Source organism: Tenacibaculum xiamenense (assembly GCF_964513065.1).
GTDB lineage: Bacteria > Bacteroidota > Bacteroidia > Flavobacteriales > Flavobacteriaceae > Polaribacter > Polaribacter xiamenense.
Genome location: NZ_CAZEQU010000039.1, coordinates 91,748 through 103,937, shown reverse-complemented (window position 1 = coordinate 103,937; position 12,190 = coordinate 91,748). Strand labels below are relative to the sequence as shown.

Annotated in this window: 11 protein-coding genes; 6 read left to right on the top strand and 5 right to left on the bottom strand. The window is 30.6% G+C overall.

Annotated elements, in window-relative coordinates:
* Positions 1–92: 92 nt before the first annotated feature.
* The gene (locus tag ACKTTV_RS18220) at positions 93–1,433 is read left to right on the top strand and encodes a leucine-rich repeat domain-containing protein (RefSeq protein ID WP_408032308.1); all 1,341 of its coding nucleotides are present in this window, start codon (positions 93–95) and stop codon (positions 1,431–1,433) included.
* A gap of 51 nt (positions 1,434–1,484) precedes the next feature.
* Here ACKTTV_RS18220 and clpX read toward each other — a convergent pair whose 3' ends face one another.
* The 4 genes from clpX to ACKTTV_RS18200 form a co-directional block, all read right to left on the bottom strand.
* Positions 1,485–2,723 carry an ATP-dependent Clp protease ATP-binding subunit ClpX gene (gene clpX, locus ACKTTV_RS18215; protein WP_408032307.1) on the bottom strand — a complete coding sequence of 413 codons (1,239 nt, stop codon included), beginning with the start codon at positions 2,721–2,723 and terminating at the stop codon, positions 1,485–1,487.
* Positions 2,724–2,765: 42 nt separating this feature from the next.
* On the bottom strand, positions 2,766–3,425 hold the full coding sequence (clpP, locus tag ACKTTV_RS18210; protein ID WP_408032306.1) for an ATP-dependent Clp endopeptidase proteolytic subunit ClpP: 660 nt from the start codon (positions 3,423–3,425) through the stop codon (positions 2,766–2,768).
* Positions 3,426–3,548: 123 nt separating this feature from the next.
* Positions 3,549–4,883 carry a trigger factor gene (gene tig, locus ACKTTV_RS18205; RefSeq protein ID WP_408032305.1) on the bottom strand — a complete coding sequence of 445 codons (1,335 nt, stop codon included), beginning with the start codon at positions 4,881–4,883 and terminating at the stop codon, positions 3,549–3,551.
* A 138-nt stretch (positions 4,884–5,021) separates the two neighbouring features.
* Entirely contained in the window at positions 5,022–5,375 is a 354-nt protein-coding gene (locus tag ACKTTV_RS18200) for a phage holin family protein (protein WP_408032304.1), read from the bottom strand.
* A 152-nt stretch (positions 5,376–5,527) separates the two neighbouring features.
* On the opposite strand from ACKTTV_RS18200, the gene ACKTTV_RS18195 reads away from it, so the two are divergent.
* The 4 genes from ACKTTV_RS18195 to ACKTTV_RS18180 all read left to right on the top strand — a co-directional run bounded on the left by ACKTTV_RS18195 (position 5,528) and on the right by ACKTTV_RS18180 (position 8,794).
* Positions 5,528–6,511 (top strand): endo alpha-1,4 polygalactosaminidase, encoded by a 984-nt coding sequence (locus tag ACKTTV_RS18195; protein ID WP_408032303.1) that lies wholly within the window; start codon positions 5,528–5,530, stop codon positions 6,509–6,511.
* An 82-nt stretch (positions 6,512–6,593) separates the two neighbouring features.
* Entirely contained in the window at positions 6,594–7,550 is a 957-nt protein-coding gene (locus ACKTTV_RS18190) for an endo alpha-1,4 polygalactosaminidase (protein ID WP_408032302.1), read from the top strand.
* Positions 7,551–7,570: 20 nt separating this feature from the next.
* Complete coding sequence (locus tag ACKTTV_RS18185) at positions 7,571–8,137, top strand: Crp/Fnr family transcriptional regulator (protein WP_408032301.1); 567 nt, start codon at positions 7,571–7,573, stop codon at positions 8,135–8,137.
* A gap of 78 nt (positions 8,138–8,215) precedes the next feature.
* Positions 8,216–8,794, top strand: coding sequence for an NAD(P)H-dependent oxidoreductase (locus ACKTTV_RS18180; RefSeq protein ID WP_408032300.1), 579 nt, complete (start codon positions 8,216–8,218; stop codon positions 8,792–8,794).
* A gap of 42 nt (positions 8,795–8,836) precedes the next feature.
* Here ACKTTV_RS18180 and ACKTTV_RS18175 read toward each other — a convergent pair whose 3' ends face one another.
* Positions 8,837–9,886 carry an alpha/beta hydrolase family protein gene (locus ACKTTV_RS18175; RefSeq protein ID WP_408032299.1) on the bottom strand — a complete coding sequence of 350 codons (1,050 nt, stop codon included), beginning with the start codon at positions 9,884–9,886 and terminating at the stop codon, positions 8,837–8,839.
* A 152-nt stretch (positions 9,887–10,038) separates the two neighbouring features.
* Here ACKTTV_RS18175 and ACKTTV_RS18170 point away from each other — a divergent pair, with 152 nt between their 5' ends.
* Positions 10,039–12,159 (top strand): M48 family metallopeptidase, encoded by a 2,121-nt coding sequence (locus tag ACKTTV_RS18170; protein WP_408032298.1) that lies wholly within the window; start codon positions 10,039–10,041, stop codon positions 12,157–12,159.
* The last annotated feature ends 31 nt before the right edge of the window (positions 12,160–12,190 follow it).

The following is a 12,190-nucleotide window of genomic DNA, read 5'->3' as shown; positions in this document are numbered from 1 at the left end:
ATAGTGGTTTTGTCTCCTTGTTTAAACCTAGTCTATTTTTAATTGTCTAAAACCATATAAATATATAAATTTGGCGCAAAATCTCTTTAATTATGAAGTTAATAAATACCTGCTGCATTTTTATTTTACTTTCAATTAGTGCTTTTGCTCAGGAAACTATAAAGATTCCTGATTTAGGACTTGAGGAAGCTTTAATTGATTTAAATTATGATTCAAACGGTTTAAACGGGACTATTTTAGTAAGTGATGCACAATACATTGTAAACTTAAATATAAATTCTCCATTAGAAAACAAGTATTTAACAAACGTTAATTCTAAAATTAAGGATCTTACCGGAATTGAACATTTTCCTAATTTAACAAGATTAGATTGCTCTGGTAATGATATAAAAAAAATAGATTTATCTAACAACCCAAAACTTTCATTTTTAAATTGTAGTAATAATAAAATTGAAGAGTTAAATGTTAGTAACAATCCTGTTCTTTTTGCGCTTAGTTGTGATTATAATAAATTAAGCAAACTTATTTTAGGGAGTAAACCAGAATTAAAGGATCTATTTTGTAATAATAACAGATTAACCTTACTAGATATTAGCCAGTGTAGTATTTTAGAAAATATGGACGCTACTGGTAATAAGGAAGGAAAGATTTTAATTTCAAAAGAGATTTATGATAAGTTTTCTGATAATTGGTATAAAGACAGTAAACTATCATATGAGGAAAAAAGCGGCACAATTGTAGAAGAAGCTACAAAGGTTGAGGTTGTTGAAAACAACGAGAGTAACACTGATATTTCCGAACTTTTAGGTAATAATGATCAACCATCAACAACTACTTCAAATTCAAACGAAACATCATCGGCTTCGAATTATTTTGAAAAGTTTAAACGATCAGTAGTTGGAGAATACGATAAATTAGTTTTAGATCCTATTCACTTAAAAAATAATATCGACGATATTAGTAAAAAATATAATATTGATCCACAAAAACTAACTAACTGGGTTGCACAAAATGGAAAGCTAAACATGACTCATGTAAATCAATCTAAAACATTATACAATGTTGATAGCTCAAATAGCTTTTACAAAAAATTTCAACAGTCTGCAGTGGAAGAATATGAGCAGCTAGTGTTAGAACAAAGTTATCTTGAAAAGAAAAAAGAAGAAATACGAAAGAAATACAAGGTTAAACCTGAGTTATTTGATAGTTGGGTAGCCAAATACGGAAAACTCTCAATACCAAATCATGTAGGAGAAAGTGCAGAGAGTTATCTTGAAAAATTCAAATTAGCCATTGTTTCGGAATACGAACGTGCTGTATTAAGTCAAGCTCACTTATTAAGTAAAAAAGAAGCTATACAACATAAATATAAGTTGAATGCTAAAGAACTGGGAGATTGGATCCATGAACTCAGCAGAATATATAGACAATAAAAAAAAGCCTCATTTTGAGGCTTTTTTTTATTGTCTATATTGTTTATCTTATTAAGATGCTGCCTTTAGTTTTGTTAAAGCGTTCTTAGTTATTTTAGCCTCAGCATAAGCTTTATCAACGATAAACTCCTTTTCATCCGTACTTGGAAGTTCAAACATAGCTTCAGTTAATATAGCTTCACAAAGCGAACGTAAACCACGTGCTCCTAATTTATACTCAATAGCTTTCTCAACAATAAATTGCAAAGCTTCTTCCGTTACAGAAAACTCTACTCCATCCATTGCGAAAAGCTTCGCATATTGTTTAATTATAGAGTTTTTAGGTTCCGTTAAAATAGCTCTTAATGTTTTAGCATCTAATGGATTCATATGACTTAACACTGGTAAACGTCCAATAATTTCAGGAATTAAACCAAAGTTCTTCAAGTCAGAAGGAATAATGTATTGTAATAAATTACTCTCATCGATTTTATCTTCATCAATAGATGCACTATAACCAACAGCTTGCATATTCAAACGCTTACTAATAACTCTATCGATTCCTGAAAACGCTCCTCCTGCAATAAATAAAATATCTTTTGTATTTACCTCAATGAACTTTTGCTCTGGATGTTTTCTTCCTCCTTTAGGAGCTACGTTAACAACGGCACCTTCTAAAAGTTTCAATAAAGCCTGTTGAACTCCCTCTCCAGAGACATCTCTAGTAATAGAAGGATTATCACCTTTACGGGCAATTTTATCGATTTCATCAATGAAAACGATTCCTTTCTCGGCCTTATCAACATCGTAATCTGCCGCTTGTAAAAGACGGCTTAAAATACTTTCAACGTCCTCTCCTACATAACCTGCTTGAGTTAAAACCGTTGCATCAACTATTGAAAAAGGAACATTTAACATTTTTGCAATTGTTCTTGCCACCAATGTTTTTCCGGTTCCCGTTTCACCAACTAAAACAATATTTGATTTCTCAATTTCAACATCGTTGTTATCATCTACCGCTTGTAATAAACGTTTGTAATGATTATATACGGCAACTGACATTGCTTTTTTAGTTTCGTCTTGTCCAATAATATACTCATCTAAGAAAGCCTTAATTTCTTTTGGCTTTTTCAATGTTAAATCAGAAGACAAGCCACTTGTTTTTGCTTCGGCAATTTCCTCTTGAACAATTCCGTAGGCTTGCTCAATACACTTATCGCAGATATGAGCATCTAAACCTGCTATTAATAAATCAGTTTCAGATTTTTTCCTCCCACAAAAGGAACATTGTAAGTTTTCTTCTTTCGACATTTTATCAACTTTTAGTCAGCTTTGTCCGACTGTTTTAATCTATTATTTTCTTGTTAAAATCTCATCTACCATTCCGTATTCTTTCGCCTCTTCAGCTTTCATCCAATAATCTCTATCAGAATCCTCATGAACTTTGTCATATGGTTGTCCAGAATGGTGTGAAATAATATTGTATAATTCTTTTTTCAATTTACCAATCTCTTTCACGGTAATTTCCATATCAGAAGCCTGTCCTTGTGCTCCTCCTAATGGTTGGTGAATCATAATACGTGAGTGAGGTAAAGCTGATCTTTTTCCTTTTTCTCCTGCACACATTAATACCGCTCCCATTGAAGCTGCCATACCTGTACAAATTGTAGCCACATCAGGTTTTATAAACTGCATAGTATCATAAATACCTAATCCTGCATACACTCCTCCTCCTGGTGAATTTATATAAATTGAAATATCTTTCGTTGCATCAACACTTTCTAGGAATAATAATTGCGCTTGAATTACATTCGCAACTTGGTCGTTAATTCCGGTTCCTAAGAAAATAATTCTATCCATCATTAAACGAGAAAAAACATCCATTTGAGTGATATTTAACTGACGCTCTTCCATAATATATGGTGTAAGGCTACTAGTTATTTCACCAAAATAAGTACTACTAATACCGTGATGTTTTGTTGCGTATTTTTCAAACTCTTTTCCGTAATCCATTGTTAAAAGTTTTTTTGGTTATAAAATGTAAATATAAGAAGTATTACCTTAATATTGTAGTAGAGTTTTTCGCTAAAAAAACCTGAACGTTCTGTTCAGGTTTTTTTATCCGTTTATTCTCTGTTACTTCTTTGCGTCAACGTTATAAACTTCTTTAATAAACTCTTCGTAAGATACCTCTTTAGTATCAAACTCTATGTTTTCTTTAAAGAAACCAACTAATTTTTGAGACACTAATTGCTCTTGTAAACGACGAGCTTCTTCCTGATTAGATAAAATTCTACCTGCAATATCATCTAATTCTTTTTCTTCAGGATTAGCATTTCCAAACTGAGCCATTTGAGATCTAATAAATCCTTTAGCATAGTCAACCAACTCAGCATAGTCTATCTTAATATCATTATCCTTCATAATCTTACCTTCGATTAATTGATAACGTAATCCTTTCTCAGACTTTTCGTATTCGCTTACTGCTTCCTCAGCTGTCAATTGCTTTTCTCCAGCAGTTTGTAACCACTTTTGTAAAAATTCTTTTGGTAAATCGAATTTTGTATTTTCAACTAATGATTCAGTAACAGCATTTAATAATTGCTGATCTGCTTGTTGTTGGAATTGCTTTTCAGCGTCTTCTTTTATCTTATCCTTTAATTCGGTAACTGTTTTTACACTTCCATCAGCAAATAACTTATCAAATAATTCTTGATCAAACTCTGCTTTTTCAGTAATACTGATTTCTTCAACTGTAAAAGTTACTTTAATATCTAAATCTTCAGCATCTTCCTTAGAAACACCTAAAACGTTTTGTAATTTATGATCTTCTTCAAAAAGTTTTTTAGTTTCTAATTCAATAACATCACCAACTTTTGCTCCGATTAATTTCTTTTCGTTTTTCTTTCCTTTTAAATCGTTTACTAAGAAAGTTGACTTTTTATTGATTTCTTTTTCTTCATTAACAAAAGTACCTGTAACATTTGAGTGCTCTTCAGCCTCTTCTTGAGTAATTAATTTCCCATAACGAGTTTGAATATTTTCTAACTCTTTTTCAATTAATTCTTCAGTAGCTACAATATTGTAAGACTTTACTTTATTTGATTTTAAATCAACATCAAATTCTGGTGCCAATCCTAATTCAAATTCGAAAGAAAATTGCTCAGCATCCCAAGAAAAACTTTCATTTACTTTTGGTAATGGATTACCTAAAATATCTAACTTTTCTTCAACTAAGAATTTATTTAATGATTCTTGTAAAAGCTTGTTTACCTCGTCGATCATTACTGCCTTACCATATTGCTTTCTTACCATTCCCATTGGTACATGACCTTTTCTAAATCCTGGGATATTAGCTGTTTTACGGTAATCATTTAATACTTTCGCTACTTTCTCTTTATAATCGTCTGCAACAATATCAACTTTTACAATTGCATTTAATGCATCTACATTTTCTTTTGTTATGTTCATCTTAAATTCTGTTTCTTTAAAATCGGGGGCAAAATTACTACTTTTCTTATTGAGAACCAAGACTTTTAGACATAAGAATTATTACTTTCTTTATTCCTACTTATTTCAACTCTTATATCCTGAATCTAAGCACCTTGTTTATTCTTTATTTTTTTCTTCTTTTAAGAGGGTAAATAAAAATGACCTAAATATTGATAACAACACACTAAATATAAGTGCTGTAAAAAAACCATTAACAGCAAAACCATCTACCAGTTTATCGGCCAACATAATAATGAGAGCATTTATTACAAAGAGAAATAACCCCAACGTAACTATTGTGGCTGGTAAAGTAAAAAATATCAAGAGTGGACGCACCACCATATTTAATAACGCAATTGTAAAAGCAACAATTAATGCGGTTATATAGCTAGTTACAAACACACCAGGCAATATTTTCGCTAATACAATTACCGCAAACGCGGTTAACAAAAGCTTTAAAAAAAATTTCATTAATTATTCACTATTTTAATTCTACTATTTTTTGATCCAGAACTATACCAAAATAATTTTCCTGCATTTTTGGCAGATTATCAGCTTTTAGTCATACCTTTTGCCTGAATTTTAGATAAAAAAACAGCTCCTAAACTCTTAAATCTATTTTTGTGAAAAAACTGATAGCAATCTATTTTTTAACTTTTTCTATTTTCCCCTACTACGAAACATACAAAGTTAATACACCTTCAAACAAAAAAGCTTACCTCCCATATCACAAAATAGACAGCTCTGCAGCGAAAATGAGGTCCTTTATTATTGAAATTTCTAAATATGCTAAAAAAATTAATCCAAAGTTTAATATTATTCCTCAAAATGGTGTTGAATTATGTTTTAACGAGCTTGAATTTTCAAAAGGAACCCACAAAAATTATGTTTGTTCAATTGACGGGATTGGTATTGAAAGTTTATTTTATCCAAGTAAAAAAAAGAATACCAAAGAAAGGTTAGAAGCTTTAAATTTACTAAAGGATTCAAAGAAAATTCTAGTAAGTGATTACGCGAAGAAAAAGAAATATACTAATCGTTCAGTTCAAAGAAACGATAAAGAAGGCTTTACGAGTTTTCCCAGAGGTAAGGACAATTACGATTATTCAAAAATCCCAACTAATTTAAATAATGAAAATAGTAGAAATATTAACTCTTTAAATGAAGTTAAAAACTTTCTTTATTTAATTAACTTCTCAAACTTCGAATCAAAAGAACAACTTCTTAAAAAACTAAAAAACACAAATTACGATTTACTTTTAATAGATCTCTTTTTCAATGAAACTCCATTCACATTAAAAGAAATCAACGAGCTAAAAATTAAGCAAAACGGAGGTAAACGTCTTGTTATTTCCTATATTAATATTGGAGCTGCGGAAAAATTTAGGTACTACTGGAACCCTGATTGGAAATTAGGTTCTCCTTCATGGTTAAAGAAAGAATATGAAGGGTATAAAGACGAATTTTGGACTCAGTTTTGGGAAGAACCGTGGCAAAAAATAATATATGGTAATAGCAACTCTTACATGAAGAAAATTTTAGATGCAGGTTTTGATGGTGCCTACTTAGATAATGTGGAATGTTATTATTTTTTAAATTTTAACTAAAACAAAAAATATGCAATTATCGCAATTGCATTCATAATAGGTTTGTTTAAATTTACATTTTAATCCCCTAAACAATCCCCCCATGTCTAATAAAAATTATACACTAATTTTTGTGCTATTTCTTGGTATCACATCTTGTTCAAAAATTGAAATGAAACTTCCTGAAAATCCTGAAGAAAGTATGCGCGAATTCGTTATTCAGATTTCACAATATGCTAAACAAAAGAAGCCTAACTTTATTATTATTCCTCAAAATGGCATCGAATTAGCTTACACGGAATACAACTCTGCAAGTGGTTTCAGTCAAGAGTTCAATAATGCAATTGATGGTTTTGGTATTGAAGCTTTATTTTATGATGGTTATGAACTTCCGATATATGATAGACTTACAATGCTTCAAAAGTTTTCTGAAAATAAACGGGTTATGGTTTCTGACTATTTATCTGATGATACTTTATTTGAAGATGCCATACAAAAAAACAATAGAGAAGGCTTTTTAAGTTTCCCTAGAATGAGCTTTAATTATGACTATACTCATATTCCAACTATAGTTCAAAATGAAAATAGTGAAGACATTCTAAATCTAAAAGATGCCCAAAACTATCTTTATCTGATCAACGCTAGTAATTTTTCTACAAAACAAGAATTAATTACTAATTTAGCTAACACTAATTTTGATGTTATCCTTATTGACTTGTTTTTCCACGGAAGACCACTTACTCAAGAAGATTTGCAAAAAATTAAAGTAAAAGAAAATGGCGGTAAACGCCTTGTTATTTCATATCTAAATATTGGTTCTGCGGAGAAGTATCGTTATTATTTTAACAACAACTGGAATATTAATGATCCTCACTGGCTAGTAAAACCTTATAAAGGCTATGAAAATGAAATATTTGTAAAATATTGGTCAATTGAATGGCATTCCATTATTTATGGTAATGACAATTCATACTTAAAGAAAATAATTGATGCTGGTTTTGATGGTGCGTATTTGGACAATGTAAAATCATATCATTATTTATTTTCTGACAATTTTTAACCCCTAAAACCTTAATTAACATGAGAAAATTTCTTGCATCTTTTAATATTTTAACTGAAAAAGACATTTCAGAGTTTAGTAGATTAACCACTCTTAAAAAATTAAAAAAGGGTGATTATTTTATTGAAGCTGGAAATATGTGTAACGAAGTAGCATTTATAAACAAAGGACTATTTCGTTCATTTTACCTATCATCAACTGGCGAAGATGTTACCTATTGTTTTTTCTGGGAAAGAAATTTTGTAACTGCCTACACCTCTCTTATCACTGATACAAAAACGACTGAAAGCATTCAAGCTTTAACAGATATTGAAATGCTAAGTATTTCTAAAGAAGATATTTTAAAACTGCAGGAATCGAATATTAATTGGTTAAAATTTATGAAAACCCTTGCTGAACAAGAATATATTGGACTAGAAAATAGAATGATGTTACTTCAGCGAGAAACAGCAGAAATGCGTTATAAACACATTTTAAAAAATCATCCAGAATACATACAGTCAATTCCATTAAACTATTTGGCATCCTATTTAGGTATTACTCAAAGACACTTGAGTAGAATACGTAAAGATTCTTTTATAGAGTAATGTTAATTGGACATATGTCCTTTCATTTTTTTTATAATGAGTTTTTCTTTGTGGTATAGTTAAACTTAGAAAAACATCATGAAAAAAGTATTAATAATTAACTGTCATCCTGATAAAAAAAGTTTTAATCATGCATTGGCTAATTCATATAGGCAAGGACTGGAAAAATCAAATGCTATTATTGATCAGATCGATTTAATCGATTTAGATTTTGACCCGGTATTAAAATTTGGTTATCGAAAGAGAATGGACCTAGAACCAGATTTGCTCAATGCTTTGGATAAAATTAAAAATGCAGATCATTTAGTTTGGTTTTTCCCAGTATGGTGGGGTGGATATCCTGCTATTTTAAAAGGATTTATTGACAGAGCATTTTTACCAGGAATTACCTTTCAACCAGTAGAAGGAAAACCTTTTCCAAAGAAATTATTAAAAGGTAGAACAGCTCGAATTATCATAACTTCTGATACTCCTTCGTGGTATGATTATTTATTCTTGAAAAGACCTGCTATTAACCAATTCAAAAAAACGATTTTAGAATTCTGCGGAATTTCTCCTGTAAAGGTTACTTTCTTTTCTGTTATTCAAAGTTCAACAGACGAGCAAAGAAAAAAATGGTTAAACAAAGTATACGAACTTGGTACTCGTATGAGCTAATATAATAAGCTTTCGAGGTGAAAAGAAACCACCTCGAAAGCTCTATTTAATCTCAATTATTTTTTCAGTTTCCTTAAATGCTTTTTGATCGCGTAAATACTTGTTAAACCAATCAATTACTCTTTTCTCCATATCTTTCCTATTCTTACTCAGTTTATGATCATCTGCCTTATAACTTACAAATTGATATGGAAACTTAATGGACTCAAACTTATTTACCAACTCAATTGGCTGATTATAGTCAACTGATTTATCGGCTGTTCCATGCAACATTAAAAGAGGAACTCTATTCAGTTGATCTTCCCAAAAAACTACAGAGCGTTCTTTTAATTGATTTTCTTTATCCTCTTTATAATTCGGTATTATTTGCGAATGCACTCTTTCTTCTAATTCAGGACGGTTTTTCACTGTATTAAAAGCATTCGTCGTTCCCGCTAAAACCACAGCGGCTTTAAATTTATTAGACTCTCTTAATGCCTTATACGTCATCATTCCACCTCTACTATGACCATATATTCCAATTCTAGAGGTATCTGCTTTATCAATTTGAGATAAAACAGGAATTAAGTTCAAGACATCTTGTACGTCTTCACCTCCTAATTCATCTTTCCCTTCTCCTCCATTATTCCCTCGATAATTTGATGCAATAACTACATACCCTTGTTCAGCTAAAAAGGTCATGTATTTATTAATCATTCGAAAATCTAATCTTCCATAATTCCTATTTCCTCCTCTATTAAAAATAACACAAGGATACTTACCTTCTTTTTTAGGAACAACAAGACTTCCCGACACAGTTAAATCATCACTTTTATACGCAATAGAATACACTGAAGAATGTTTAATACTTTTAAATCTAGGGAAAAAAGTTCCAAAAGATTTTAAAATTTGAAAAGCTCCTCCGTCAACTTCTTTCTTTTTCAAAATTTCATCTGAGCCAAAATCACCGAATCGACTATATAGTTCATCTGGGTTTTCTAACAAAATTTCCTTATTTACAGATGATGTACTCAGTAAAAAAATAACAAAGCCCCCACCAATTACTACTATTAAAATTAACAATAGCTTCTTCACAATTTTGAGTATATTCATAATTAAGTATTTTAAAATAAGACTTCTAAGATTGGTATTTGTTACAACACTTAAACACATCTATAATGTGTAATTTGATTAAAAAATCACAAAACAAGTTTCTTACTAACTCTGTTTTAGTATATTTACCCTATTAAAAAAGAAAACTAAAAATGATTGCTACCAATTACTATCCAGAAAGCCCGAAAGGGATTTCTAAGAATTTCACAAAACTACCTTCATCTTATATTACAAAATCAATACTAGCAATACTGGCTATCATATTGTTTTTTATTTTATATGCTTGCTTGGTTTTTGCTACTGGATACTTAGCATATCTTGCTTTGATTTATGATATTGGCTCTGTTAATAAAGTAACAATTTTAATGAAAATTGGAGCTGTTGCCGGAAGTGCTATGCTCTTTGTTTTTACTTTAAAGTTTATTTTCAAGCTTAAAAATCCTAAACCTCAAAACAGGATCAAACTAGATAAACAAAAGCATCAAAACCTTTGGGGATTTGTAGCCAGGATCTGTCAAGAAACAGGAGCTCCAAAGCCTAAAAACATTTATATTGATCCTGATGTAAATGCCTATGTATCATACTCCAATATTTGGCTAAGTTTATTTTTACCTATAAAAAAAGAGCTTACTATTGGATTAGGACTTATAGATTCGTTAAGCCTAACTGAGTTTAAAGCGGTTATTACTCATGAATTTGGGCATTTTGCTCAGAAAGCCATGAAAATTGGAAGCTATATCAATTCAGCAAATACTATTATTCATGATATGATATACAATAGAGATAGCTGGGATAATTTGTTAGACGAATGGAGGGCTTCAGACATTCGATTATCTTTTGCGGCTTGGATTATTACTCCTGTTATATGGATTATCAGGCAAACACTTTCGTTATTTTATCAGTTTTTAAACATTATGTACTCTTCATTATCAAGAGAAATGGAGTTTAATGCAGATAAAGTTGCTGTAAGTACTTCAGGAAGTGATGCTATTATTGCTGCTTTATGGAAACTAGATGCTGGTTTTGAAAACTGGAACAGCACCATTGAACATGCCTACCTTGCCTCTAAGAAGAAAGTATTTACAAAAAACTTATATACTCATAACCAAATAGCTCATGAGAAAATAAAAGACTCTCAATTTGAAAAATTGATCAACCTTCCTGAGCATGCAATGGGTGGAAAGAAATATTTTTCTTCATCAGAAAACTCGAAAGTAAGCATGTATGCGAGTCACCCGCCAAATAATTTAAGACAGGAGAATGCAAAAGCTCCATATGTTGAATGTGATTCGGATGATCGTTCTCCTTGGTTACTTTTTGACGAGGCCAACGAACTTCAGGAAGAAATGACATTACTCGTATATAAGCAATACATGGGTAAAGAGTCTCTTGAATTTTCAACTTCGACGGTGTTTGAAAATTTCATAATTCAAGAAATGCAAGGAAAAGAACTTCTTGCCGAATATCAAGACACCTTTTTAAACAGGTTTTTATTCATTAATTCTCATGATGAATTGCTTAAAAAAGCTAATGAAAGAGAAACGGTTTCCCAAAAAGACATTACCTACTTAAAAGAAAGTCTTACTGGATTAATGAATCCTGTAAAAGAAATTGAAAGCTTAATGAATAAAGCTGTTGAAATTTCTCAGGGAACTACAAAGGAGGTTTCTTTTAGTTTTCAAGGAAAAGAATACGGAAAGAAGGATCTTCAGAAAGGATATGAAACCATGATTGCTGAACGTGAGAAAATATTTAATGAAAATTTTAAAGATTGGGACACTCGTTTTTGTGCTATTCATTTGAACTTAGCTATTAAAAACAATAAGCAAGAGGAGTTGTTGAAAATATACAAGCAACACCAAGTTATTATTGATATATATAAAGGAATAGTTAATGTAAAAAACACAATTTTTGATGATTTACAACGATTACAATCTAAATCAGAAGTTGAACAAATTGAGATTAATAATTTTCAAAACAAGGTTAAGGAACTAACTGAAGTTAATAACACTTACTTGAATAAAATAGATGAAACTGAATTCATTCCTATGTCAAACATTGATGATGCAAAAGAGTTTAAAGAAGCTATTGTTGACGAAGGTGAGTTTAAAAAAGAAATTGGTAATCTTTTTGAAAATGGAGGTTTTGACAGAACGGTTATGAAAATAGATAATGCTATTAATAATTGTCAGCGCTTGGAACAAAAAAGCATTGGACTTATTTTGATGTTTCATCACCAATTACAAGAACAATCTAATCTTCTAGAAAGCTAAAGAAACTTTTTACTAAGAACAATAAAAAAAA